The organism is Pseudonocardia autotrophica, assembly GCF_003945385.1.
Lineage (GTDB): Bacteria > Actinomycetota > Actinomycetes > Mycobacteriales > Pseudonocardiaceae > Pseudonocardia > Pseudonocardia autotrophica.
Genome location: NZ_AP018920.1, coordinates 4,777,650 through 4,804,333, shown reverse-complemented (window position 1 = coordinate 4,804,333; position 26,684 = coordinate 4,777,650). Strand labels below are relative to the sequence as shown.

The 26,684-nt window shown below is 74.5% G+C and carries 14 protein-coding genes; 5 read left to right on the top strand and 9 right to left on the bottom strand.

The window, feature by feature from the left end:
• Positions 1-9 precede the first annotated feature (9 nt).
• From Pdca_RS22365 to Pdca_RS22350, 4 genes are all read right to left on the bottom strand, one after another.
• A complete protein-coding gene (locus Pdca_RS22365) occupies positions 10-492 on the bottom strand; it encodes a DinB family protein (protein WP_085914303.1) in 483 nt (160 codons plus the stop codon).
• Positions 493-509: 17 nt separating this feature from the next.
• Positions 510-1,139 (bottom strand): SAM-dependent methyltransferase, encoded by a 630-nt coding sequence (locus Pdca_RS22360; protein ID WP_085914304.1) that lies wholly within the window; start codon positions 1,137-1,139, stop codon positions 510-512.
• A 137-nt stretch (positions 1,140-1,276) separates the two neighbouring features.
• A complete protein-coding gene (locus tag Pdca_RS22355) occupies positions 1,277-3,007 on the bottom strand; it encodes an ABC transporter ATP-binding protein (protein WP_232021116.1) in 1,731 nt (576 codons plus the stop codon).
• Positions 3,004-4,752, bottom strand: coding sequence for an ABC transporter ATP-binding protein (locus tag Pdca_RS22350; RefSeq protein ID WP_197719798.1), 1,749 nt, complete (start codon positions 4,750-4,752; stop codon positions 3,004-3,006). The genes Pdca_RS22355 and Pdca_RS22350 overlap by 4 nt, the downstream gene beginning before the upstream one ends.
• A 395-nt stretch (positions 4,753-5,147) precedes the next feature.
• Between Pdca_RS22350 and panD the strand changes: the two genes are divergently transcribed.
• From panD to Pdca_RS22330, 4 genes are read left to right on the top strand one after another with little or no spacing between them, the layout of a single operon-like run.
• On the top strand, positions 5,148-5,555 hold the full coding sequence (gene panD / locus Pdca_RS22345; RefSeq protein WP_085914306.1) for an aspartate 1-decarboxylase: 408 nt from the start codon (positions 5,148-5,150) through the stop codon (positions 5,553-5,555).
• Positions 5,552-7,192, top strand: a complete 1,641-nt coding sequence (locus tag Pdca_RS22340) for a (2,3-dihydroxybenzoyl)adenylate synthase (RefSeq protein ID WP_085914307.1) — start codon at positions 5,552-5,554, stop codon at positions 7,190-7,192. The genes panD and Pdca_RS22340 overlap by 4 nt, the downstream gene beginning before the upstream one ends.
• Position 7,193: 1 nt before the next feature.
• Entirely contained in the window at positions 7,194-19,442 is a 12,249-nt protein-coding gene (locus tag Pdca_RS22335; protein ID WP_085914308.1) for a non-ribosomal peptide synthetase, read from the top strand.
• Positions 19,439-20,533: a TIM barrel protein gene (locus tag Pdca_RS22330; RefSeq protein WP_174824292.1), complete on the top strand. Its 1,095-nt coding sequence runs from the start codon at positions 19,439-19,441 to the stop codon at positions 20,531-20,533. The genes Pdca_RS22335 and Pdca_RS22330 overlap by 4 nt, the downstream gene beginning before the upstream one ends.
• A 68-nt stretch (positions 20,534-20,601) precedes the next feature.
• Here Pdca_RS22330 and Pdca_RS22325 read toward each other — a convergent pair whose 3' ends face one another.
• The 5 genes from Pdca_RS22325 to Pdca_RS22305 are packed head-to-tail and all read right to left on the bottom strand — an operon-like array spanning position 20,602 to position 25,560.
• Complete coding sequence (locus tag Pdca_RS22325) at positions 20,602-21,435, bottom strand: siderophore-interacting protein (RefSeq protein ID WP_085914309.1); 834 nt, start codon at positions 21,433-21,435, stop codon at positions 20,602-20,604.
• Complete coding sequence (locus Pdca_RS22320; RefSeq protein WP_085914310.1) at positions 21,432-22,298, bottom strand: ABC transporter ATP-binding protein; 867 nt, start codon at positions 22,296-22,298, stop codon at positions 21,432-21,434. Before Pdca_RS22320 ends, Pdca_RS22325 begins: the two co-directional genes overlap by 4 nt.
• A 20-nt stretch (positions 22,299-22,318) precedes the next feature.
• Positions 22,319-23,425 (bottom strand): FecCD family ABC transporter permease, encoded by a 1,107-nt coding sequence (locus tag Pdca_RS22315; protein WP_085914311.1) that lies wholly within the window; start codon positions 23,423-23,425, stop codon positions 22,319-22,321.
• Complete coding sequence (locus Pdca_RS22310) at positions 23,422-24,501, bottom strand: FecCD family ABC transporter permease (protein ID WP_085914312.1); 1,080 nt, start codon at positions 24,499-24,501, stop codon at positions 23,422-23,424. The genes Pdca_RS22315 and Pdca_RS22310 overlap by 4 nt, the downstream gene beginning before the upstream one ends.
• A 6-nt stretch (positions 24,502-24,507) precedes the next feature.
• Entirely contained in the window at positions 24,508-25,560 is a 1,053-nt protein-coding gene (locus tag Pdca_RS22305) for an ABC transporter substrate-binding protein (protein ID WP_085914313.1), read from the bottom strand.
• 209 nt (positions 25,561-25,769) lie between these two features.
• Between Pdca_RS22305 and Pdca_RS22300 the strand changes: the two genes are divergently transcribed.
• Positions 25,770-26,537, top strand: a complete 768-nt coding sequence (locus Pdca_RS22300) for an AraC family transcriptional regulator (RefSeq protein ID WP_085914314.1) — start codon at positions 25,770-25,772, stop codon at positions 26,535-26,537.
• Positions 26,538-26,684 lie beyond the last annotated feature (147 nt).

Sequence of the window (26,684 nt, the reverse complement as noted above, 5' to 3'; positions counted from 1 at the left end):
CCTGGCCGATCACCGGCCGGTGCTCCCGTCGACGAGCTCCCGCAGGATGTCGGCGTGCCCGGCGTGCCGCCCGGTCTCCTCGATCATGTGCGTGAGCGCCCAGCGGACGGTCGGTGCGGGCCGGCCGGGCCGCGGCAGCGGCGCACCGAGATCGGGGAGGGCATCCAGGGCCCGGTTCGCGGCCGCGACCGTGGCCCGGTAGCCGGCGACGACGGAGTCCACGGTGTCCTCCGGGCCGGTGTGGAAGGTCGCCTGCCAGTCGGTCACCTGCTCCCCGAGGAACATCGCCCGCTCGACCGCGGTCAGGTGGTGGAGCAGGCCGAGCAGGTTCGTGCCGGACGGCACGGCGGCGGTGCGCACGGCCGGCTCCGGCGCGCCCTCCACCTTCGCTGCGATCGAGGTGCGCAGATAGTCCAGGAAACCGCGCAGGACCTCGGCCTCCGAGGCTCCGGTGCGCGGGGGTGGGGTGTCCTGTCGTGCGGATCTCGGCACGGTGTTCCTCCGGTGGGTCAGGCGGTGCGGCGGATGGTCAGGACATGGTCGACGACCTCGGCGGTGCTTCCGTCCGGACCGGTCGCGATCCGGCGCGGGGCATCGGCACGCTCGACCGTCCAGCCTGCCGGATCCAGGTCGAGCCCGGCGGCGATTTCGGCCGGCGCCGGGAAGTGGGTGTCCGGATCCTGGTTCCACGACCACGGCGCGATCGAGCCGTGGTCGACGACGAGCAGCAGCCCGCCGGGCCGCAGCGCACCCGCGGCCGCCCGGAGGACGGCGTCCCGGTCGAGCGGGAGCGGGGTGTGCAGGTACTGCGCCGACACCAGATCGAAGCTCCCGTCCGGGAACGTCTCGCCGAGATCGTGGGTCGCGGTCCGGATCCGGTCGCCGAGCCCGAGCCGCTGGGCGAGATCGGCGAGCCTGCCGGTCGCGACCGCCGACACGTCGACCGCGGTCACCCGCCATCCGCGGCGGGCCAGGAACAGGGCGTCGCCCCCGGCGCCGCAGCCCAGATCCAGTGCGGTGCCGGGCTGGACACCGTCGACGGTCTCCGCGAGTCGGGCGTTGGCCGACGGTGCGTCCGTCGCGGCGGGCCGGGTGGCGTACAGGTCGTCCCAGAAGGTGGTGGCATCCGTGCTGTTCATGCCGCCACCCTGATCCAGGGCGACCGGGACGGCAAGAATCGTTGCTGTTCCGGCAACGGGCGACCTCGACTCGTCCGGAGCGGGTCAGGCCGTCCGGAGCGATGACGGGACGGCGGTGCGGAAGTCGGTGGCCCGGTTCAGCGCGCGGTCCAGGACCGCCAGAGCCGGGCGTAGGCCCCGTGGGCGGCGAGGAGCTCGGAGTGGCTGCCGCTCTCGATCATCCGGCCGTCGGCCATGACGACGATGCGGTCGCAGACCGCGGCCTGAGAGAGCCGGTGGGCGATCACCAGGCCGGCGCGTCCGTGCAGCGCGGCCGCCGAACAGCGGTCCAGCAGTTCCGCGTCGCTCGACCCGGCCTCGGCCGTCGCCTCGTCGAGGATCGCCAGGTCGGGATCGGCGAGCACGAGGCGGGCCAGCGCGATCTGCTGGGCCTGAGCCGGGGTCGGCGCCCGCCCGCCGGCGCCGAGCAGGGTGTCCGGACCATCGGGCAGCGACTCGAGCAGACCGTCCGCGCCGGCCGCGGCGAGTGCGCGGGCGATCTCGGCGTCACCGGCGCCGGGTGCGGCCAGGTTCAGGTTCTCGCGCAACGTCCCGGTGAAGACGTGGGTGTCCTGGGTGATCAGCACGGTGTTCTCCGGGCGGGTGACGGTGCCGCTCCTCGGCGCGTGGATCCCGGCGAGCAACCCGGCCAGGGTGGTCTTGCCCGCTCCGGAGCTGCCGACGACCGCGACCCGCTCACCCGGTCCGATCGTGAGATCGATGTCGTGCAACACCTGCCGGCCCCCCGGGTAGGCGAACCCGACCCCGCTCAGCCGGACGACCGGAGCGCCCACCGCGGTGGCGCCGGTGGTGCCCTCCACGGGGCGGCCCGGCGGCATGGTGATCACCCCGATCATCCGGTTCAGCGAGGCCAGTGCCGACTGCAGCACGTCGATCACCAGCAGGAGCTGGGTGACCGGTCCGAACAGACGCAGGGTCACGAGCATCGCGGTGGTCGCCATGCCGACCGTCGAGCTGCCGGATCCGATCAGCAGACAGCCGACGACCAGGATGGCCGCCAGGCCGAGGTACTCGGCGAGGTGCAGCCGGCCGACGAACATGTTCTGCACCGTCCGCGCCCGCAGCGTGTGCCGCACGACCTCCCAGGACGCGCCGACGACCCGCCGGTGTCGCCGGTCGCCGAGGCCGAAGGCCTGCACGGTGTCGAAGCCGCGCAGTGACTCCAGGATCTGCTGCGCGCGTTCGCCGGCGGCCCTGCGCTGGGCCTGGTAGACGGCGGGAGCGGTGGCGAGGTACCAGCGCAGCGCGAACACGTGCACCGGGAGAGTGGCCGCGAGCGCCAGCCCGTAGCGCCAGTCCAGCGCGGTCATCCCGGCAACCGAGACCAGGATCGTGAAACCGGCCGAGGTGAGCGCCGGGACGACCCGGTGCGCGGCTTCGGCGATCTGGGAGACGTCGTCACTGGCCCGTGCGACGAGGTCGCCGGTCCCGGACCGCTCGACGACGCCCTGCGGCAGCTGCATCGCCCGGGCCACCAGGCGTTCGCGCAGCTCCGCCAGAAGCGTCTGGTAGATCCGTCCGGCGAGGACCGCGGTGAGCGCGGTGCCGACCGCGGCGACGCTCGTCGCGCCGACCATCACCACGATCGTCCACCACACGGTGCCCGCGTCCGCGGTGCCGGCGTCGACGGAGTTGATGAGCGAGCCGAGCGCCACCGGCATCGCCAGCCCGAGCGCGGAGCTGCCCAGCCCCAGCAACGCGACGGCGAGCAGCCGCAGCCGGTGGCCACGGCTGACCAGCTTCAGCTCGGCCCAGGTCGTCCCCCAGCCGGCGACGGGCAGACCCGGCCGGATCGCGTCGGCGGTCACCGGGTCACCCGAACCGGGCCGCCGGCGTGCGCCCCCGGCTCGACGACGCGGTCGCATCGGGCCAGGAGCACGGGGGAGGTGGTGACCAGGAGCGTCGAACGCCCTGCGCGCACCCGGCGCAGCCGGTCGGCGATCGCCGCACCGGTCACCGAGTCGACGGCCGTCGTGGGCTCGTGCAGGACCAGGACCTGCGCGTCGCGGGCGTAGGCGCGGGCCAGCGCGAGCCGCTGGCGCTGGCCACCGGAGAGCCGGTTGCCGTTCTCCCCGACCTGGATGTCGAGGCCGCCCGGCGTGCCGGATACGAAGTCGTCGCAGGCCGCAGCCCACAGCGCAGTGGCCCGGTGGTGCGGGGCGGCACCGGGCAGGTCCAGGTTCTCGGCGACGGTGCCGCTGAACAGACCGGCCTCGTGCGGTGCGACGACGACTGCGGCCCGGTAGTCGGCCGGGTCCAGCTCGGCGGCGGGAACGCCGTCGAGAAGCACCTCGGCCATCCGCCCCACACCTCGCGGCGCCAGGAAGGAGCCGACGATCGCATTCGCGGTGCGGTCGTCGGCGTGCAACCCGATCACGGCGCCCGGCTCGAGCCGGATCGGTTCGTCGCCGTCGGCGATGACCTCCACGACCGGCGGGGTGGCCGGGCCGGGCGGGGGCGCGGCGGGTTCCGGTGCGTCACCGGCTGCACGCAGCAGATCCAGTACCCGCTCGCCCGATCCGACGGCGGCCGCCCAGACGGCGCCGGCGTTCGCGGTCAGCAGGTTCAACGGTGGCAGCAGCGCCTGGGTCAGCCCGGCGACCGCGATCAGCTCGCCGATCGTGATCTCGCCGGCGACGGCGAAGAACCCGGCCAGCCCCGCGATGCCGGCGACGAAGAGCCCGGAGATGGTGTTGCTCCCGGCGAGGTAGCGGCCGAGAGCCCCGAGATTGGTGTACGCCCCGGTGAGTGCTGCCCGGCTCTCGTGCCGGTAGCGGCGGGTCGCCTCCTCCTCGGCGCGGACCCCCTTGACAACCCGGTAGCCGGTCACCAGGTCGGTAGCTCGCCCGACCGCGACCGCCAGCAGTGACTGGGCGTGCCGCGCGGTCCGCGAGAACGGCCCGCTCAGCGCACCCATCAGCCAGACGACGACCGGCGCGCCGAGCAGCACGGCCACGCCGAGCGGCCAGTGGATCACCAGCAGGGACACCGCGACGACGGTGATCCCGGCGAGCTCGCCGACCGGGAACACACCGAGGTTCACCGCGGTGGAGAGCCGGGTCAGATCGTTGGTCGCGGTGGAGAGGACGACTCCGTCGGGCCGGCGGACCCGTCCGTCGGCCGGGTGCAGGACCGACCCGGACAGGGTGCTGCGCAGTCGGTGCTCGACCGTCTGCACCGCCCGGGCTGCGAGGAAGGCGCTGACCCGGAAGGCCAGCGCCAGGCAGAGGAAGGTGATCCCCAGCAGGGCCAGCCAGCCCGAGAGCTGCACGAGATCCCCGGTCTGCAACGCGCGGTCGATCGCCAGGCCCATGATCACCGGGATGGACGCGGTGGCGGCGTTCTGCACGATCGCCAGCGCCGCGGCCGGGACGGTCAGGCGGGGGGCCGCGACCGCGACCCGGGCGGTGAACCGTCGTGGGCCGGTGCCCGGGGCGACGGCGAACTGTTCCACCGGGGGTGGGGAGGGCGGGGCCTGCCAGAGCACCGGAAACCGGCGGGTGAGGCGGCCACGCCCGAGCCCGGCCGGGTCCGTCGAGCGCTCAGGGGTCACGCGGAGCCATGGTCATGTCGTCCTTTCCGCAGGGCGTACCCGTCGATGCCCGGCGAGCCGCGCGGCACGGGAAGATCCGGAGGAAGGCGACCCTAACCACGGGTCATCGTGTGGTCGAACCCCTACGTCCGGTGACAGTAACCACAACCCTGAGGCTAGCCTAAACAAACCACAGGAGTTAGCGTCGCTCGGCGTAATCGAGACCAGCCGACACACACCCGCCGTCGTCGACCGAGGTATCCGGTCATCGTCGTGGCGAGGAGCCGGGACCGTCCCGGATGTCTGGCGGGGTCGTGACGCGAGGCGGTGTCCTTCGTGTCCCTCCGTGGCCCTCGTCGTTTCTCCCGGCCCGTCACGTCGGCTGCCGTGACTCCGAGCAGCCCGAGAGGAATCCGATGTTCCGCACCGTGCTCGGTGGAAAGATCCACCGTGCGACCGTCACCCAGGCCGATCTGCACTACGTCGGCTCGTTGACCCTGGACTCCGACCTGGCGGAGGCCGCCGGGCTCGTCGAGGGGGAGCAGGTCCAGGTCGTCGACATCACCAACGGCGCCCGGCTCGAGACCTACGTGATCATGGGTGAGCCCGGTTCCGGCGTCGTCTGCATCAACGGTGCCGCCGCGCATCTCGTGCACCCCGGTGACCTGGTCATCATCATCTCCTACCTGCTGGCCGACGACGCCGAACCGGCCACGCACCGGCCCAGGGTGGTGCACGTCGACGCGGACAACCGGATCGTCGAGCTCGGTGTGGACCCGGCCCAGCCGGTTCCCGGGACCGTCGACCAGGTCGCCTCCCGGTGAGCGCCGTGCCGGATCTCGAGCCGTTGGTGCTCGACGGCGTCGTCGGGCACCCGGAGGAGTTCGCCGCCCGCTACCGCCGGGACGGGCTCTGGATCGATCGGACCTTCTCCGAGATGCTGTTCGACACCGTCGAGCGGGTCCCCGATGACGTCGCCGTGATCGCCGGTGACACCGAGCTCACCTATGCCGAGCTCGGTGAGCAGGTGCTGCGGCTGGCCGCCGGGTTCCGCGCACGGGGCATCGGCCGCGGCGACCGTGTCGTCGTGCAGCTGCCCAACGTCGCCGCGTACATCCCGCTGGTGTTCGCGCTGTTCGAGCTCGGCGCCGTCCCGGTGCTGGCGCTGGCGGCACACGAGCGCAACGAGATCGCCCAGTTCGTCGACCTGGCCGAGGCCGTCGCCTACCTGACCGTGGAGTCGCACGACGGCAGCGACCTCGCCGGGCTCGCCGCCGGGATCGCCGCGTCGTCGCCGACGGTGGCGCACACCGTCGTGCTGGACCGGGCCGGCGGCGGCCCGGAGCTCGACGCGCTGCTGGCGCACGAGCCGCTGCGCCACGAGCGCCGCTCGCTGCCCTCCGACGTCGCGTTCCTGCAGCTGTCCGGCGGCACCACCGGCACCTCGAAGCTCATCCCGCACACCCACGAGGGCTACCTGGGGTCGATGGTCCAGGCGTCCCGCGTCGGCGGCATCACCGCGGACACCGTCCAGCTTGTCGTGCTGCCGATGCCGCACAGCTTCGCGATGCGCTCGCCCGGCTACCTGGGCGCGCTGCACGCGGGTGCCACGATCGTGCTCGCCACCGACGGGAGCCCGGACACCGTCTTCCCGCTGATCCAGCGGCACCGGGTGACCGAGACCGCGCTCGTCCCGCCGCTGGCGCTGGCCTGGCTGAACTCGTCGCTGCGCGGTGAGTACGACCTCACCAGCCTGCGGACGGTACGGGTCGGCGGGGCCAAGTTCGGCGCGGAGGCCGCAGCCCGGATCGGCCGCGAGCTCGGCGCCACCCTGCAGCAGAGCTACGGCATGGCCGAGGGCCTGCACACCTTCACCGGTCTCGACGAGGACGAGGAGACGATCACCACCCGGCAGGGCAGGCCGACCTCGGACGCGGACGAGATCCTCGTCGTCGACGACGAGGACCGGCCGGTCCCGCAGGGCACTCCCGGCCACCTGCTGACCCGGGGACCGGCGACCGTCCGCGGGTACTACCGGACCCCGGAGCACGACCGGACGGTGTTCACCGCCGACGGCTTCTACCGGGTCGGCGACCTGGTCCAGCAGGACGAGCGCGGCTACCTGACCGTCGTCGGCCGGGCGAAGGACCAGATCAATCGGGGTGGCTCGAAGATCGCGCCCGAGGAGGTCGAGAACCACCTGCTCGCCCACCCGGCGGTGCACGACGCCTCCGTCGTCGGGGTCCCGGACGACGTGCTCGGGGAGCGAGCCAAGGCCTACCTCGTGCCCCGCGAGGGCGGTGACCCCTCGGCGCTCACGCTCGCCGGGACGCGGTCGTTCCTGCGGGAACGCGGTCTGGCCGGATACAAGCTCCCGGACCTGGTCGAGGTCGTCGAGACGTTCCCCAGCACGGTCGCCGGGAAGGTCAGCAAGCGCGCCCAGCGAACGAAGAAGGACTGACGTGAGCAATCCGGTACGCCTGCCGTTGTCCGTCGCGCAGCGCGGGGTGTGGTCCGCGCAGCAGCTGTTCCCGGACTCGACCGTCTATCGGGTCGGCCAGATCATCTGGATGGCCGGGCCGATCGATCCGGTCGCGTTCGTCGAGGCGGTGGACGCGGCGGTCACCGAGACCGAGGCACTGCGCGCGCGGTTCGGCGAGATCGACGGATCGCCGGTGCAACGGGTCGACGACGACGCCACGGTGCATACCGCGATCGTGCACGAACCGCTCGACGACGACGCGATCGTCGATCGCGCCCGGATCGACTACCGCACGCCGGCGACCGGATCGGACACGCTGTACGCGCCGTGGTCGCTGCTGGCCCGGCGCAGCGGCGGCGGCTGGGCCTGGGCCTTCAACCACCACCACCTGGTGCTCGACGCCTACGGTGTCTCGCTGGTCGTCCGCCGGATCGCCGAGCTCTACACCGCGCGGGTGTCGGGCGCACCGGCCCCGGAACGCTGGTTCGGCACCCTGGCCGACATCGTCGATCCCCCCGACGGCGGCCCGGAGGCGGCGGAGGCGTACTGGCGGGGGGTGCTCGACGTCGATCCCGGCGTCCCGGACGACGCGGGCCGGCTCGACGACGCCTTCGGGTTCCGGCCGCACACCGTGCCGGTGCCGCTCGGCCCGGAGGTCCGGGACCGCATCGCCGCGTTCGCCCGGCCCGCGCGACTGTCCTGGCCGGACGCCCTCGTGGCGCTGTGGGGCCTGTTCACCGCGCGGGACCGGCACTCCGACCGGGTCGCGGTCCGCATGCCGTTCATGCTGCGGGACGGGGCGGCCCGGCTGCGCACCCCGTCGATGACGTCGCGGATCGTCCCGCTGGTCGTCGGGATCGGACCGCGGACGACGGTGGCCGAGCTGCTGCAGGCGATCTCGGCGCAGATCCGCGGCGTCCCCGCGCACACCGCGATCGAGGACGCGCAACTGGCCCGGCTGTGGCCGGGTGGTGAGGCCGCCTACTTCGAGCTCCCGGTCGTCAACATCAAGCTGCTGGACTACGCCGCGGACTTCGCCGGCACCGCGGGCGTAGAGCAGACGGTGAATCCCGGCCCGGTCGGCCGGCTGGACCTGTCCGTGCACAACGATCCGGTCCACGGTTTCCGGCTCGACCTGCGCGGGCGCGAGCCGGAGTACGCGGGGCGCGCCGTCGAGGAGCACGCCCGGCGGTTCGCCGACTACCTCGACGCGGTGCTGGACCTGCCGATCGACACGACCCTGGTCGATCTCGACCGGGCCGGGGCGCCGCGCCCGGACGGCGACACCGCCACCGGGCCCGACGGGATCGCGCTGGACCCGCCCGCCCGCACCGTCGACGAACTCGTCCGCCGGCAGGTGGCCCGCACCCCGGGGGCCACCGCCGTCGTCGACGACCCGACCGGACTGCGCTGGACCTTCGCCGAGCTCGACGCGCGGGTCAACGCGCTGGCCGCGCTGCTGGTCGAGCGCGGCGTGCGGGTGGGCGACCGGGTCGGGGTGCTGCTGCCCCGCAGCCCCGACCTGGTGGTGGCACTGGCCGCGGTCCTCCGGGCCGGCGCGGGCTACCTGCCGATCGACCCGAACCTGCCGGGTGCGCGGATCGCGACGATCCTCGAGGACGGCACCCCGTGCCTGGTCGTCACCGACACCGGCGGCGCCGGCCGCGCCGGCCCGGACGTGCTGGTCCTCGACGAGCACACCGGCGAGCTCGACCGGGGCGCGGCGACGCCGCCGGCGCTGTCCCGGGAACCGGCGCCCGACGACCCGGTCTACGTCATCTTCACCTCGGGCACCACCGGACGGCCCAAGGGCGTCGAGGTCCCGCACCGGGCACTGGTGAACCGGCTGGCCTGGGGCCGCGAGCGCTACCCGCTCGGCGCCGGCGGGACCGTGCTGATGAAGACCCCGGTCTCGTTCGACGTCTCCGCCCCGGAGGTGTTCGCCCCGCTCACCGAGGGCGGCTCGCTGGTCGTCGCCGCGGACGGGCGGCACGGTGATCCGGAGTACCTGCACGAGGTGATCCGCCGGCACGCCGTGCACCGGATCAACTTCGTGCCCTCGATGGGCGAGGAGTTCGTCCGCGCCGGCACCGGCACGCTGCCGTCGCCGACCGTGACGATGGTGGCGGGCGAGGCGTTCCCCGCCGCGCTCGCGACCGCGCTCGGCGAGCGCACCGGCGGCACGGTCCTCAACATCTACGGACCCACCGAGACCGGCGAGATCACCCACCACGAGGCGGACCCGACGACGCCGGGCCGGGGCGCGCTGGTGCCGATCGGCACCCCGATGGCCAACACCCGGGCCCGGGTGCTCGACCGGTGGCTGCGTCCGGTCGGGGCCGGGATGCCCGGCGAGCTGTACCTGGGCGGCGACCAGGTCGCCACCGGCTACGTCGGCCGGCCCGGCCGCACCGCGGAACGCTTCGTCGCCGATCCCGGCGGCGCGGGGCAGCGCCTCTACCGCACCGGGGATCTGGTGCGCCGCACCGCCGACGGCGTGCTGGAGTACCTCGGCCGCGCCGACGACCAGGTCAAGATCCGCGGGCACCGGGTGGAACCCGGCGAGGTGGCCGCGGTGCTGGAGCGACACCCGGCGGTGACCCGCGCGGCGGTCGTCGCACAGGAACACCGCACGGCCGGAACCCGGCTGGTCGGCTACGTGACCACGGTCTCGCGGACCGGGGACGAGCCGTCCGGGCGGGCCGCGGCGCTGCGCGCGCACCTGGCCGGGCAGCTGCCCGGCCACATGGTGCCCGCCGCGATCGTGGAGCTCGATGGCTTCCCGGTCACCGCCAACGGCAAGATCGACCGCCGGGCCCTGCCCGAGCCCGGGGCGCTCGCCGAGCCTGCGGCCGCCGGCCGGCCGCCCCGCACCGGCACCGAGATCGCGCTGGCGGAGGCGTTCCGGGAGATCCTCGGGCTGCCCGCCGACACCTGGCCGGGCGTCGACGACGACTTCTTCGCACTCGGCGGGCACTCGCTGCTCGCGACCCGGCTGCTGGCCCGGGTGAACGCCATGGCCGGGACCCGCGCCTCGCTGCGCGACGTCTTCGACCGGCCCACGATCGCCGGGCTCGCCGACCTGCTCGGCGAGCTGCCCCGAGCTGTGGCCCCGGCCGCTTCGGCCGCCGCCCGCCCGGGACGGGTGCCCGCCTCGGCAGGCCAGCAGGCGCTCTGGTTCGCCGAGCAACTCGGCGGGCCCGGCGGACGCTACGTCGTCCCGACGGTCGCGCAGGTGACCGGCGACCTCGATCCGGCGGCGCTCACCGCGGCGGTGCGTGACGTCGTCGCCCGGCACGAGTCCCTGCGCACCCTGCTGCGCGACGACGACGGCGGCGGGCTGGTGCAGGTGGTCGTCCCCGCCGACGAGGCGGGGCGGCGGCTGGTGTGCACGATGGAGGACCTGAGCGCTGCCGCGCCGGAGGTGCTCGACGAGCGGGTTGCCCGGGTGGTGCGGGCCCGCTTCGACCTGGCCGTGGACCTGCCGGTGCGGGTGGCGGTGCTGCGCACCGGGGCGCAGGAGTGGCGGTGGGTGCTGGCGGTGCACCACCATGCGGTCGACGAGTGGTCACTGCCGGTGCTGCTGCGGGACGTGTCGGTGGCGTATCGGGCGCGTCGGGCCGGACGGGAGCCGGAACGGGCGCCGTTGCCGGTGCAGTATGCCGATCACGCGATCAGCCGGCGTGCCCACCTGGGCCGGGCGGACGACCCGGGTTCGGTGCTGGCCGGGCATCTGGCGTACTGGCGGGATGCGCTGGCCGGCGCGCCGGAGGAGTCGACGATCTGCGCGGACCGGCCGCGGCCCGCCGAGCCGACCCACCGGGGCGAGGACGTCGGGTTCGCACTCGACGGCGACGTGGTGAGCGCGCTGCGCACGGTGGCCGCCCGCCACGGCGTCACCTCCTTCATGATCGCCCAGGCCGCCGTCGCACTCGCCGTGTCCGCGCTCGACGGCACCGGCTCGGCCGACGCCGACGTGGTCGTCGGGTCGCCGGTGGGCGGCCGCACCGAGGAGGGCCTGGCCGACGCGGTCGGCTACTTCGCGAACGTGCTGCCGTTCCGGCACCGCTTCTCCGCCGCCGACCGGCCGGCCGACGTGCTGGCCAGGGCCCGGGAGACCGTGCTCGACGGCTTCGCCCACCAGGACGCGCCGTTCGACCGGATCGTCACCGCCGCCGGCGCCGGCCGGGACACCGGCCGCAACCCCGTGTACCAGGTCATGCTGACCCACCAGCAGCACACCGGCGAGTCCTACCCGCTGGTGCTGCCGGGCGCCGACGTCCACCCGGACGGCACCGGCATCGGCGCCGTGAAGGCCGACCTGGACGTGTACCTGACGGACCGCCCGGACGGCATCGACGGGTTCGTCAGCGCCGCGACCGATCTGTTCGACCGGGCCACCGCCGAGCGGTTCGTCGCGGTGCTCACCCGGGCGCTGGCCGCGTTCGCGGCCGATCCGGAGCAGCCGCTGGCCCGCCTGGAGCTGCTGCCCACCGACGACCTCGCACGGATCGAGCAGTGGTCCCGCGGCACGACCGGGGCACCCGCCGGGGCGTCCACGGTGGACGCCATGCTGCGGCAGCGGATCGCGGCCACCCCGACGGCGACGGCGGTCGTGGACGGTGCGAGCGGTCGCCGGTGGACCTTCGCCCAGCTCGACGCCCGGATCGACGCCGTGGCCGCCACCCTCGCCGAGCGGGGTGTCACGGTGGGCGACCGGGTGGGCGTGCTGCTGCCGCGCGGCGTCGATCTCGTGCCGGTGCTCGCCGGCGTGCTGCGTGCCGGGGCGGCCTGCGTGCCGCTCGACCCGGCACATCCGCCGGCGCACCTCGCCCGGCTGGTGGAGGTCGCCCGGCCCCGGCTCGTGGTCACCGCCCCCGGCGGGCCGGAGCTGCCGCTCGATGCCGACCGGCTGCTCGACGTCCCGGAGGTGGCGCAGGCGCCGCAGGCGCCGCCGGCCCCGGCGGACCGCCGGGCCCCGTCCGGCGGCGATCCCGCACAGATCATCTTCACCTCCGGCACCACCGGCGAGCCCAAGGGGGTGCAGCTCCCGCACGCCGCCCTGGCCAACCGGCTGAGCTGGGGAAACGCCCTGCTCGGCCTCGGCGCCGGGTCGCGGGCGCTGGTCAAGAGCGGGGTCGGTTTCGTGGACGCGGTGACCGAGCTGTTCGGCCCGCTCACCGCGGGAGCCACCGTCGTCGTCGCGCCTGACCGGATCGCCCGCGACGCCGCCGCACTGTGGTCGGCCGTGCGCGACCACGACATCACCCACCTGCTCACGGTGCCCGCTCTGGCCGACGGGCTCGGTGCCGAGCCGCACACCGCCGGGGACCCGGGACCGGACACGCTGCGGCACTGGGTGTCGTCCGGGGAGCCGCTCACCCCCGGGACGCGGGACACGATGCGCCGGCTCGCCCCGGGTGCCGTGCTGCACAACTTCTACGGCTCGACCGAGGTCACCGGCGATGCCACCGTCTGCACCGTCGACACAGCGCGCGCGGGCGGGCGGGTGCCGATCGGGCGCCCGCAACCCGGCGTCACCGCGCGGGTGCTCGACGGCCGGCTGCGCCCGGTCGGCCCCGGCGTGACCGGTGACCTGTACCTGGGCGGTGCCCAGCTGGCCGACGGCTACCTGGGCCGACCGGCGTTCACCGCCGAGCGGTTCGTCGCCGATCCGTTCGCCGCCGCCGGCGGCGGCAGGCTCTACCGGACCGGCGACCTGGCCCGATGGACCGCCGACGGCCGGCTCGAACACCTGGGCCGCGCCGACGACCAGGTCAAGATCCGTGGGCACCGGGTCGAGCCCGGCCAGGCACGCGCCGTGCTGCGCGCGCATCCGGCGGTCTCCTCGGCTGTCGTCGTCGCCGCCGAACACCCGGCGGGCGGCATGCGCCTCGTCGGGTACGTGACCGTGCGCCCCGGGTCGACCGGCCCGGACGTGCCGGGGGAGCTGCGGGCCTTCCTGGCCGAGCGGCTCCCCGACCACCTGGTGCCCTCGGCGCTGGTGGAGCTGGACCAGCTGCCGCTCACCCCGAACGGCAAGGTCGACCGGCGCGCACTGCCCGCTCCCGGGCCGGGCACCGGAGCCGCCGGACGGGCCCCGGCCACCGACCACGAGCGGCTGCTCGCCACCGCGTTCCGCGAGGTGCTGGCACTCGACCCGGACACCGCGCTCGGTGTCGACGACGACTTCTTCCGCCTGGGTGGGCACTCGCTGCTCGCCGCCCGGCTGCTGACCCGCGTCAACACCACACTCGCGTCCGCGTTGCGGTTGCGGCACGTGTTCGCCCACCCGACGATCGCCGGTCTGGCCGCCGCCGTGTCCGGCCCCGCCCGGCACGACAGCTCGCCGCTGCCACCGATCACCGGGGTCGTCCGCCCGGACCCGATCCCGGCGTCCTTCGGCCAGCAGGCGCTGTGGGTGCTCGGTGAGCTCGGGATGGGCCCGGCCTACCAGGTCGGGATCGTGCTGCGGATCCCCGGCGGCGCGGACGTCGCTGCGCTCGGCCGGGCGCTGCACCGCTTCGTCGAACGGCACGAGATCCTGCGTACCCGTTTCGTCGCCGACGACGGGCTGCTCACCCAGGTCGTCACCGCGCCGCCGCAGCAGCCGGGCCCGACCGTCCGGACCGTCGCCGCCGACGACGTCCCGGCACGGGTCGGCGAGTTGCTCGCCGAGCGGCGCGACCTGGCCGTCGACGGCGGCGCCGGGTTCACCCTGCTCCAGGTGCACGACCGCACCGGGGCCGGACCGGCCGGGCGGGACGACCTGCTCGTCGTGCACGGCCACCACATCGTGATCGACGAGGGATCGGTGCGGCCGCTGGTCCGCGATCTCGACGCGCTCTACGACGCCGAGCTGACCGGCACGCCGGTCGCGCTGCCCCCGCTGCCCGTCCAGTCCGCGGAGTTCGCGGTGTGGCAGCGCCGCCTGCTCGGCGACCGCCACGACCCGGGTTCCCGGTTCCGGGCCGACCTGGAGCACTGGGCGAAGCAGCTGGCCGACCTGCCGGTCGAGACCCCGCTGCCGCTGGACCGGCCGCGGGCCGAGACCACCGAACGCACCATCCGGACCGTGCGGGCCGGACTGGGCGGCGAGGGGTCCGCCGCCGTCGACCGGCTGCTCTCGGACCGGCGGGCCACCCCGCTGCAGGGACTCGTCACCGCGCTGGCGCTCGGCCTGTGGGCCGAGGGCGCCGGGAGCACCGTCCCGGTCGGCACCCCGGTCGAGCTGCGCGACCAGCCCGAGCTCGCCGACGCCATCGGCTACCTCGTCAACACCGTCGTCGTGCGCGCCGACGTCGACGACAGCGCCGGGTTCGGCGAGCTGCTCGCCGACGTCCGCGACCGGGTCGTCGACGCCGGCGAGCACAAGCACGCCCCGTTCGACAGCGTCGTCGAGACCCTCGCGCCGCCCCGGATCCCGGGGATCAGCCCGCTGTTCCAGGTCATGGCCGCCTTTCGAGACGACCACCGGCGAGACGACCACCGGCCGCGCCGGCTCGTCCCCGATCCGGCGGTCGTGGCCGCCGCGGCCGACGACCGGGCCAGGCCCGCCCTGTCCGACCTGGTCGGGCTCGTCGTTCGGCGCCCCGACGGGCAGCTCGACCTGCAGCTCAACTCCGCCCGAGAGCTGTTCACCGCCGCCACCGCCGACCGCCTGCTCGCCCGGGTGCACCGGTTCCTGGTCCTCGGAGCCCGCTACCCGCATCTACCGGTACGCCATCTCGTCCAGCTCGTCCGGGCAGCAGGCGACCGGCTCGACGACCGGGCCGACCGGGACACAGCCGACCCGGTGCACTCCGGGGCCGGGCCCGAGGCCCGCCATCCGCTGCCGGACCTCGACCCGGGCGACGTCGCCTCCTGGAACGCCGCGCTGGAGTACCTGAGCTGCACCCTCCCCGGGGCGGGCCCGCTCACCCTGCACGTGCGCGACGACGGCTCCGCAGAGCTCATTGGGCACCCCGACGGTCCGGCGCTCGCCGGGCCCGGCGGCGGCCCGGCCGCGGCGCTCGGCACCGTGGCCGGGCTCGCCGCTGAGCTCGTGGCGTCCTACCGGACCCGGGTCGCGCTGACCGTCGGCCGGGAACCCGGCGTGCACCCGGGCCGCCCGCAGCTGCGGCCCGCCGACCGGGTCCGCGTCGCACCGGCCGACGCCGACCGCCTCCGCGCCCGCTACGGCCCGGACAGCAGGCTGCTGCCGCTGTCCGCCCTGCAGAGCGGACTGCTCTACCACATGGTCCGGTCCCGCGAGACCGGCGACAACAACGCCTACGTCTCGCAGGTGCTGCGCGAGATCAGCGGGGAACTCGACGTCGACCACCTGCGCCGCACCGTCGAACGGGTGTGTGCCCGGTACCCGAACCTGTTCGCGGCCTTCGTGCCACTGCACGACACCGAGGTGGCGGTCGTCCCGGCCGGGGCCACGGCCGGTTTCCGGGTGGTCGGCCCGGACGAGCTCGCCGGCGACACCGCCGCGTCCTACCTGGAGCGCGAACGCCGCGTCCCGTTCGACCTCACCGACCCGCCCCTGATCAGGTTCACCCTGGTCCGGCACGCCGAGCGGGCCGCCACCCTCGCGATGACCTTCGAGCACATCCTCATGGACGGCTGGTCGATCAATGCCCTGCTCGCCGAGATCGTCGACAGCTACGCCGATCCGGGACTGCCCGAACGGACCGGGCCGGCGTCGTTCGAGGACTACCTGGACTGGCTCGGCGCCCGCGACACCACCGCCGCCCACCGGGCGTGGGACGACTACCTCGCCGATCTCGCGGGCCCGACCCTGCTCTGGCCCGAGGGCGGCGACCTCGGCCTGACCCGGGTCGACACCGGCGACGTGCACCGGGACCTCACTCCGGAGGCGGCCGCCGCGGTGCACGCCGCAGCCCGCCGGGCCGGGGTCACCGTCGGCACCCTGCTGCAGGCCGCGTGGGCGCTCACCCTCGCCCGCGTCACCGGTGGCGACGACGTCGTGTTCGGCAACACGGTCTCCGGGCGGCCACCGGAGCTCCCTGGCTCCGACCGGATGATCGGGCTGCTGTTCAACACGCTGCCGATGCGGGTCGGCCTCCGGCCCGCCGAGAGCGTCGGCGAGCTCCTGTCCCGGATCCGGACCGAGCAGCTGCGGGTACTCGACCACCCCTACGCGGAGCTGACCCGGATCCAGGACGCCACCGGGCTCGGCGCGCTGTTCGACACCCTGTTCGTGGTGCAGAACCTGCCGTTCGACCCGTTCGGTACCGACGAGACGGCGCCGGGCGGGCTGCGGGTGACCGGGGGCACGGTCAACGACGCAACCCACTACCCGGTCACCGTCGCGGTGAACCCCTGGGAGCGGGCCGGCCACGCCACCGTGCACGTGCGGCTGTCCTACCGCCGCGACGCCCTCGGCTCCGACGCCGCGGACCGGCTCACCGAGCGCTACCTGCACGTCCTCGGCGAGCTCGCCGCCGACCCGAACCGGCCGGTCGCCCGGGTCGGGACCTACCTGCCCGACGAGCGGCCGCCGTCGCCCGCCGGGGCGGCCCGCCCGGTGCGCGAGGTGACGGTGGCCGACCTGCTGGACGAGCAGGTCGTCCGCTCCCCGCAGGAGACGGCGATCGTCGCCGGTGACCGCAGTCTCACCTTCGCCGGGTTCGCCGCCGAGGTGAACCGCTACGCGCGGCTGCTGCTCTCCCGCGGGGTCCGTCCCGAGCACCGGGTGGCGCTGCTGCTCCCGCGCGACGAGCGGATGGTCGTCGCGATGTTCGCGGTCTTCACCGTCGGCGCCGCCTACGTGCCGATCGACGCCGAGCACCCGGACGAGCGGATCGGGACGATGCTCGACATCGCGCGCCCGACCGCGACCCTGGTGACCACCCGGGACGCCGCCCGCGTCCCGGGGCCCGCGCCTGGCTCCGGCCGGGGGAGTGCCGGTGAGTTGCTCGATCTCGACGACCCGGCGGTACGTGCGGAGCTGGCGGCGGGCGATCCCACCCCGGTGACCGACGCAGAGCGGGGCGGGCCGATCGAGCAGGACAACCTGGCGTACGTCATCTTCACCTCGGGATCGACCGGGCTGCCCAAGGGGGTCGCGGTCGGCTACCGCGGCCTGACGAACATGTACGCCAACCACGTCGAGGAGATCTTCGACCGGGTCGTCGCCCACCAGGGCGGGCGCCGGATGCGGATCGCGCACACCACGTCGTTCTCCTTCGACGCCTCCTGGGAGCAGCTGTTCTGGCTGCTCAACGGGCACGAGGTGCACGTGATCGACGAGGAGCTGCGGCGCGAGCCGCAGCGGCTGCTCGACCACTACGACGCCGCCCGGATCGACGGGTTCGACGTCACCCCCTCCTACGGGCAGCTGCTCGTCGACTCCGGCCTGCTCGACCGGGACCGGCCGGCGGGGCGGTCGGTCGCCGCCGACGCGCCCGGTGTGGTGTTCGTGTCGCTGGGCGGCGAGGCCGTGCCGGAGGCGTTGTGGCGCAGGCTGCGCGAGGCACCGGGGGTCGAGTCCTACAACCTCTACGGACCGACCGAGTACACGATCAACGCGCTGGGCGCCGATCTGTCCCGCTCGGAGACGTCCAGCGTGGGACGGCCGATCGCCAACACCCGCGCCTACATCCTCGACGGGGCCCTGCACCCGGCGCTGCCCGGCGTGCCCGGCGAGCTCTACCTGGCCGGGGCGGGGACCGCCCGCGGCTACTGGGCCGAGCCGGGGCGCACCGCGGAGCGGTTCGTCGCCTGCCCGTGGGAACCCGGCACCCGGATGTACCGAACCGGGGACCTCGCCCGCTGGACCCCCGAGGGGACCATCGACTATCTCGGCCGCGCCGACGACCAGGTCAAGATCCGGGGGTACCGGATCGAGCCCGGCGAGGTCGCCGACGTGCTCGCCGGTGACCCGCAGGTCGCCCGGGCCGCGGTGATCGCCCGCCCGGACCCGCAGGGCTCGACGGCGCTGTACGGCTACCTGGTCTCGGCGGCCGGCGAGATCGCCCTCGACGCGGTGCGGGGACGCGCGCGGCAGCTGCTGCCCGACTACATGGTCCCGGCCGGGCTGGCCGCGATCGACGAGCTGCCGCTGACGGTCAACGGCAAGATCGAGGCGCGGGCACTGCCGGACATCACGACCGACGCCGCCGAGCACGTGGCACCGCGCACCCCGGCCGAGGCCGCGGTCACCGGTGCCGTCGCCGAGCTCCTCGGCGTGCCGCAGGTGTCGGCGACCGCGGGCTTCTTCGACGCCGGCGGCAACTCGCTGCTCGCGATGCGCCTGGTCGCGCGGCTGAACGAGCGGCTCGGCTCCGGGCTGCTGGTGCGCGACGTGTTCACCGCGCAGGATCTCGCCTCGATCGCCGAGCTGATCGATCCCGGCTCCGGCGCCGATCCGGGTGGCGGTGGCTCAGCCGACGTGGCCGGTGCCGTCCTGATGCCGCTCGCGCCGTCGACCACCGGCCGGCACCTGTTCTGCGCGCACGCCCGCTACGGGCACGCCTCGCTGTACTCGGCGCTGGCCGGCCACGTCCCGCCCGGGGTCGGCGTCGTCGGGCTGCAGGATCCGGCGCACGCCGGGCTGGACACCGAGTTCGGCTCGATGGGCGAGCTCGCCGCCGTCTACGCCGACGCGGTCCAGCGGGTCCAGTCGGCCGGACCCTACGACCTGCTCGGCTGGTCCTTCGGCGGGCACATCGTGTTCGCCGTCGCCCGCGAGCTCGTCGCACGCGGCGAGCCGGTCGCCACGATCACGATCATCGACACCACCCCGACCGGCCCGGACCACGTCCCCGACCCGGGTGACGTGGCGCCCCGTCCCGGCGTGCCGGTGGCCGCCGACACGCTCCGGCAGGAGGAGTTCCTGCGCGCGACCTCCGGGGAGCTGCGCGAGGTGCTCGGCGAACAGGCGAGCGCCGAGGTCTTCGCCGACCACACCCAGCTCACCGCGTTCGCCGTGTCCGGGCTGCGGTGCGAGCGGCACATGGCCGAGCCGACCACCGGCGGGCTCGACTGCCCGGCGCTGCTGGTCGCGGCCGGCGCACCGGTCGAGGCCGACACGGCCGCCGGCACCGGGATCGCCGGGTGGACCGCGCACCTGCCGCGCGCCCGCACGGTGCACGTCGGGGACGCCGACCACAACGCGATCGTCCGCCCGGATCGCGGCCTGCCGCACTGGGCGCACCACCTCACCGGCCTGCTCCAGCGCAGCGGACCGGGGACCCACAACCAGGAGGGACATCGATGAGCCTGACCGCCGACGAGGCCGCCGCGGACGTCGCGGAGGTGCTGTTCCTGGAACCCCGCGATGTGGACCACCGGCTCGACCTGCGGGAGCAGGGCCTGGACTCGGTGCGCACGATGGAGCTGGTCGACCGGTGGCGCCGGGCGGGCGTGCCGGGGGTCAGCTTCGTGCTGCTCGCCGAGGACCGCAGGCTGGAACGCTGGCTGGAGCTGCTGGGTGAGCTGCAGGCGGAGACCCGGGACGATCCGGAGCCGGCGACCCGGGTCCGCACCTGCATCGCGACCGTCTCGCTCGGCGGGACACTGCCCGAGAAGCTCGACGCCGCGGCCGCGGCCGGGTTCGACGGCGTCGAGCTGCTCGACGCCGACCTGCGTGACGGGCCGTGGGCGGCGGCCCGGGTGGCGGCCCGCTGCGCCGAGCTCGGTCTGGACATCGACCTGTACCAGCCGTTCCGGCGCGCCGAGGGGGTGGACGACGCCGAGTTCGACGCCGTGCTGGCCCGCTTCCGCGGCGAGCTCGACGTCATGGCCGACGTGGGCGCGTCGTCGATCCTCGTCGTCTCCAACACCGACGCCGACGCCGATCCCGACCGGGACCGCACCGTCCGCCAGCTCACCACGCTGGCCGACGCCGCCGCCGACCGGGGAATGACGGTGACCTACGAGGCCCTGGCCTGGGGAACCCACGTCGGCCGGTTCACCGACGCGTGGGACGTCGTGCGCCGCGCCGATCATCCGGCGCTGTCGGTCGCCGTCGACACCTTCCATCTCATCTGCCGCGGTGAGGACGCCGCGGCACTGGCGGGGGTGCCGGCCGGGAAGATCTCGCTGGTCCAGGTCTCCGATGCGCCGTGGCGGTCCGGCGGGCTCGCGGAGTGGAGCCGCAACCACCGCTGCCTGCCGGGGGACGGTGAGTTCGATCTCGTCGGGCCGCTGGCCGCCCTGTTGGCCGGCGGCTACCGGGGGGCCCTGTCCCTGGAGCTGTTCGATCCGGCGCTGCGCCGGCGGGACCCGCACGAGGTGGCCGCCCGCGGCGCGGCCGCGCTGGACGAGCTGGTGGCCCGGACCGGGGCCGGGGCGGTGCCCGCGGGCTGACGGCCCGCACCCGGCCGGTGCGCACCGGGGGCGGCGGCGGACCGCCCCGGTGCGCACCGGCGCGTGCGTCAGACCTGGCCGATCGGCTCGCGCTTCTCGGACTGGAACGCGTCCTCGCCGCGGCCGTGCGCCCAGTACGCCGACAGCGACAGCCGGGACCGGTCGATCCCGCACTCGTCGGCCAGGTACGGCCGCAGCGCCTTCATCGCCCCGCGCTCGCCGTGCGCGAAGACCTGCACGTCCCCGTCCGGCCGCTCCAGCGCGCGGACCGCGTCGACCAGCACCGTGCTGGTGCCCGCCCCGGCGCCGCCGCGGTGCAGCCACCGCACCTCGATCCCCTCCGGCGCGACCAGGTCGAGCTCGTCGGCCGCGGTGCCGACCTCGATCAGCGCCGTCCCGCGCGCGTCGGCGGGCATCGCCTCCAGCGCCGACGCGATCGCCGGCAGCGCCGACTCGTCCCCGGCCAGCAGGTGCCGGTCGGCGCCCGGGTCGGGGGCGTAGCCGCTGCCGATCCCGCCGAGCACGACCGGATCGCCCGGCCGCGCGGACGCCGCCCACGGCCCGGCGATCCCGGCGTCGCCGTGCACGACGAAGTCGATCCAGATCCGCTCGGCCGCGAGGTCGAAGCGCCGGATCGTGTAGGTCCGGGTCGAGGGGAGCTGCTTCACCGGCAGCCGCTCGCGCAGCGCGGCCAGGTCGTAGGGCGGGACGAGCTCCGAGCCGGCCGGCCGGAACAGCATCTTGGTGTAGGTGTCGGTGTGCCCCTTCGCGGCACTCTCGGCGGCGTCGGCCAGGGCGGGCCCGCCCGCGACGATGCGCATCAGGTGCGGCGAGAGCTGCACGCGCTCGAACACCTCCAGCACGATCTGGGGCCTGCGGGTCCGGGGTCCGGGAGCGGTCATCGGGTTCCTTCGGTGGTCGAGGTGCGGGGATCGAGCGGCACGACGGTCGGGGTACCGGTGACCGGATCGGGGACGACGAGGCAGCGGAGCCCGAAGACCTCCTCGATCAGCTCGGCGGTGATCACCGCCTGCGGCGGGCCGGTGGTGACGACCCGGCCGTCCTGCATGACGATCAGGTGGTCGGCGTAGCGGGCGGCCTGGTTGAGATCGTGCAGCACCGCCACGATCGTCCGGCCGTCGGCGTGCAGGGTGCGGAACAGCTCCATCAGCTCGTACTGGTGGGCGATGTCGAGGAACGTGGTCGGCTCGTCCAGCAGCATGATCGGGGTGTCCTGGGCCAGCAGCATCGCCACCCACACCCGCTGCCGCTGACCGCCGGACAGCTCGCCGACCAGCCGGCCGGACAGCTCGGTGAGCCGGGTCGCGGCGAGCGCGTCACGCACCGCGGCCTCGTCGGAAGGACGCCACTGGTGGAACAGGTTCTGGTACGGCGCGCGGCCGCGGGCGACCAGGTCGGCGACCCGGATGCCGTCCGGGGCCAGCGAGCTCTGCGGCAGCAGGCCGAGTAGGCGGGCGGCCCCCTTGGCCGGGTACTCGGCGATCGCCCGGCCGTCGAGGAGCACCTCGCCCGAGCTCGGCGGCAGGATCCGGGACAGCGCCCGCAGCACGGTGGACTTGCCGCAGCCGTTGGGGCCGATGATCGCGGTGAACGACCGGTCGGGTACCTCGACGGAGAGGTGTTCGGCGACGACGCGGCGCCGGTAGCCGATCGTCGCGTCCCGGGTGACGATCCGTGCAGCGCCGGGCCCGGCAGGCGCGCCGGCCCCGGCGGTGTCGGTGTTCCCGGAGGTCGTGCTGGTCATCGGGGGTCTCCCGTTCCCGCTCATGGATGGGTGCCGTACTGCCGGCGGGCCTCGTGCACCAGCAGCCAGATCAGGTAGATGCCGCCCAGGCAGACCGTGAGGAGTCCGACCGGGACGACCCGGTACACCTCGGCGATCACCAGGGAGAGCAGGTGTGCGCCGGCCAGCAGGGCCGCGCCGGTGCAGGCGGCGGACAGCGTGCTGACGCCTGCGGTGCGGCTCAGCCGGCGGGCGATCTGCGGGGCGGCCAGCGCGATGAACGCGATCGGCCCGGCCGCCGCGGTCACCAGCGCCGTCGTCGCCACCCCGACGACCAGCAGCGACAGCCGGGCCGTGCCGACCCGGGTGCCCTGGGTGACGGCGGCGTCGTCGCCCAGCTCGAGCCGGCGCAGCGACGGCGACAGCACGACCGCAGCGCCCAGGACCACCGCGGCGATCCCCAGCGACGGCAGCATCGACGACCAGGTGATGTTCGCGATCGAGCCGGCGGCCCAGAATCCGACGGTCAGCGCATCCTCGACGTCGGCGCGGGTGATGAGGTAGGCGTTGGTGGAGTGCAGCATGGCCGCGATCGCGATCCCGACGACGATCAGCCGGAACCCGGCGATGCCGCCCCGGTAGGCCAGCAGGTACACCGCCAGCGCGGTGACCAGCCCGCCGGCCAGCGCGGCGGCCGCGATGTTCCAGTAGCTGCCGGCGCCGAACACCAGGACGGTCAGCGCCACGCCGGTGTAGGAGCCGGCGTCGAAGCCGATCACGTCCGGCGAGCCGAGCGGATTGCGGGTGAGCGACTGGAAGATCGCCCCGCCGACGCCCAGCAGCGCGCCGAACACGAGCGCGGCCGTGACCACCGGCAACCGCCACTCGAGCACGATCGTGCGGTGGAAGCGCTCCCCGCCGCCGACCAGGGCGCGGGCGACCTCGCCGGCGCCGAGCCGGTAGTCGCCCAGGCCGAGCGCGAACACCGAGACCCCGAGTGCGAGGGCGAGCAGCACCGCCGAGACCCCGACCAGCCGCAGTCCGATCCGGCCGGAGAACAGCGGGGTGCGGACGGTGCGCAGCGGATAGCCGAAGTCGACCGGCTCGCCGGTCCCGGGGCCCGGGACGTCGTGTCGGGTGCGGGTCACAGGCCGCTCGCCTCCCTCCTGCGAACCAGCGCGATCAGCACCGGCGCGCCGATGATCGCGGTGACGATGCCGACCTCGATCTCGCCGGGGCGGGCGATCACCCGGCCCAGCACGTCGGCGACGAGCACCAGCGCCGGGGCGGTGAGCGCCGAGTAGGCGATGATCCACCGCTGGTCCGGCCCGACGAACCAGCGCACCACGTGCGGCACCATCAGCCCGACGAAGGCGATCCCGCCGGTCAGCGCGGTCGCACCGCCGGCGAGCAGGGTGATCACGACGATGCCGAGCACCCGGGCCCTGGCCACCTTCGTGCCGAGCGACGCGGCCAGGTCGTCGCCGAGCGCGATCGAGTTCAGCGCACCGGCCAGCGCCACGGCACCGATCAGACCGGCGATCAGGAAGGGGGCGACGAGCAGGGTGTCGGCCAGCCCGGTGCGGTCGATCGAGCCCAGCCCCCAGTTGCGGAACGCGCGGAAGGTCTCCGGGTCGATCAGGGTGAGGAAGGTCGAGAAGCCGTTGAGCACCGCGCCGAGCGCCACCCCGGCGAGCACCAGGGTGACCGGCGACGCGGTCCCGCCGCCGGCCGAGCCGATGACGAACACGACGACCGTGGTCACCGCGGCGCCGAGGAAGGCGAACCACAGGTACCCGGTGATGCTCGTCAGGCCGAACACCCCGGCGCCGAGGGTGACGGCGAACCCGGCGCCCGCGTTGACGCCGAGGATGCCGGGCTCGGCCAGCGGGTTGCGGGTGAGCGCCTGGATCAGTGCGCCGGCGACGCCGAGCGCGGCGCCCACGAACAGCGCGACGACCGTGCGGGGCCACCGCTCGGTCCACACGATGATCGACGCCTCGGAGCCGTCACGGGACCACAGCGCCGACCACACCTGGTCGTAGCCGACCGGGTTCGCACCGTGCGCCAGGCTCAGCAGCACGGCGACCGCGAGCGCGGCGACGATGGCGCCGAGCCCGAGGGCCCGGCGCCGGTACAGCGACGACGGGGCGGACGCCCGGCCGGACGACCGGGCTGGGGCGTCTCCCCGCCCGGTGCGTCGCCGGAGCCTGGTGGTCGGCACGTCCGATCAGCCGAGGTCGAGCCCGTCGAGCTGCCTCGTCAGCTCGTCGGCCGCCCACGGGAGGCTCGTCGCGCTCGCCCCGCGCCGCAGCACCCAGGTCAGCTCGCTGCCCGGCTCGTCGATGGTGACGCCGACGTAGCGGCCCTCGGCGACCGCCGGCAGGGCCTGGAACAGCGGCGCGCTCTCACGCGCCTCCCGGCCGGGCGCGTCGTTGTAGAACATGACCAGCACGTCGCCGTCGAGCTGCCCGACCTGTTCGTCGGCCACGCCGGGGTCGGCGGCGAACTGTTCGGCCAGCGGGTTCGGGGCGAAGCCCATCGCGGTAACGATCCGTTCGGCGGTGCCACCGGCGACGGTGTAGTAGTCGATGCCGGACTGGGTGTAGTCCGTGGCGATCGTGATCGTCCGCCCGGCGTACCGCGGGTGTTCCCGGGCTGCGGTGGTGACCGCCTGCTCGGCCTCGGCGATCACGGTGTCGGCGGCTGCCGGGAGGTCCAGCGCGCGACCGACCATGCGCTGCGTCTCCTGCCAGGAGATCTGGTCACCGGCGACCTGCTCGGGGTTCTCCAGTACGGGTGCGATCGAGCTGAGGCGCTCGAAAGCCACGTCGTCCTGGACGAAGTTGGTGGCGATGATCAGGTCGGGTTCGGTCGAGGCGATGCCCTCGAAGTTGATCGGGTCGCGGCGGGTCGCGGTGTCCCGCATCTCGATCTCGGAGAACCACTCCTGGCTGCGCCAGGGCCACTCCGTCTCCTCCGCCATCGTGTAGACCGGGGTGACCCCGAGCGCCTCGAGCGCGTCCACGTTGGGGGAGAACCCGATCACGGCGATGCGCTCCGGGCGCTCCTGCAGCGTCGTCTCGCCGGCCCAGGTCGTGAGCGTGAGCGGGTACCGGGTGGTGCCCTCGGCCGCGGGGAGCGCCGGTCCACCGGCTGCGGTGCCGCCGTCGGCCGTGTCGTCGCTGCCGGTACCCGCGCAGCCGGCCAGCGCCAGCAGCAGCGCGATGGCGAGTGCGGGCACGGCGTTCCGCCGCCCGCGGCGGAACATGGAGAGAGCCATGACCGTCCTTTCCTGAGTGGAGCGATGCCCGGGAACGGGGTGATCCGGACTCCCCGGACACCAGCAGTCAGGTTAGGCAACGCTATCTCCGGTGGGGTGCAGATTCCGACACGATGTGTGCAGTTGGCGCCACGATCGCCCGCCGAACGGCGTCGCTGCCGGAGACTGGCCGGGTGTCGCACGCTGCGTGGTTGCCCGACGGCGGGCCGATGAGCGACCCGGATCACGCCGAGCCCGGTGCGACCGGGCTGCCGTGGCGCATCCACCTGCCGCCGGTGTCGATCGCCGAACGCGTCGAACGCGACAAGCACGTTCTGCTGTGGCAGGTGCGGGGCCGCTCCGACTTCACCGTCGACGACGTGCCCCGGGGACTTCGGGTCGGGCAGGCACTCTGGCTGCCGGTCGGCACCCGGCACTCGTTCACCACGCAGCTGAACGCGGTACTGCTCCCCATGTCCTTCGAGGTCGCGGTGACCGCCACGACGCTGTCCCGGCCGACCACGATCGACGTCGACCGTGACCTGAGGACCCTGTTCCTGGCGTTCATCCAGTCGACCTACAGCATCATCCGGCCCAGCACGAACATCGCCCGTCAGATCCTTGCCCTGATCGAGGAACGGCCCGTGCTGGCCACCTCGATGCCGATGCCGACGACCGACTCGGCGCTCGTCGTGGCCGAGGCGCTGCGATTCAATCCGGGCGACGAACGCTCCGTCGACGAGCTCGCCGAGTCGGTCCACACGTCCACCAGGACGATCGAGCGCGCCTTCCTCGCCGAGACCGGCATGACGTTGCGTCGCTGGCGGATCGGTAATCGGATGGAGGCCGCGGCGATCCTGCTCCGCTCGCACACGACGCCGGACGCCGTGGCGCGCCGGGTGGGGTACGTGAACACCAGCGCGTTCCGGCGGGTGTTCAAGGGGCACTTCGGCGTGACGCCGGGTCAGTACATCGAGCGCTTCCGGGTCGAGCCGTGACTCGTCCCGTCAGTTGATGCTCGAGTGTGATTTCCGGCTCGTTCCGGTGGTCGCAGCTGTTGCGAATTCACGGCAACAGCCGAGAGTGCGCGGACAGTTGTCCGAGTTGCTCGCGTGCTGACCGGCCACGCTGCCGGATCGCAGGTC

Excerpts from the sequence above, each read along its gene's own strand:
- Pdca_RS22360 (WP_085914304.1), bottom strand. The coding sequence starts at position 1,139 with ATGAACAGCACGGATGCCACCACCTTCTGGGACGACCTGTACGCCACC.
- panD (WP_085914306.1), top strand. The coding sequence starts at position 5,148 with ATGTTCCGCACCGTGCTCGGTGGAAAGATCCACCGTGCGACCGTCACC.
- Pdca_RS22330 (WP_174824292.1), top strand. The coding sequence starts at position 19,439 with ATGAGCCTGACCGCCGACGAGGCCGCCGCGGACGTCGCGGAGGTGCTG.
- Pdca_RS22325 (WP_085914309.1), bottom strand. The coding sequence starts at position 21,435 with ATGACCGCTCCCGGACCCCGGACCCGCAGGCCCCAGATCGTGCTGGAG.
- Pdca_RS22320 (WP_085914310.1), bottom strand. The coding sequence starts at position 22,298 with ATGACCAGCACGACCTCCGGGAACACCGACACCGCCGGGGCCGGCGCG.
- Pdca_RS22305 (WP_085914313.1), bottom strand. The coding sequence starts at position 25,560 with ATGGCTCTCTCCATGTTCCGCCGCGGGCGGCGGAACGCCGTGCCCGCA.
- Pdca_RS22300 (WP_085914314.1), top strand. The coding sequence starts at position 25,770 with ATGAGCGACCCGGATCACGCCGAGCCCGGTGCGACCGGGCTGCCGTGG.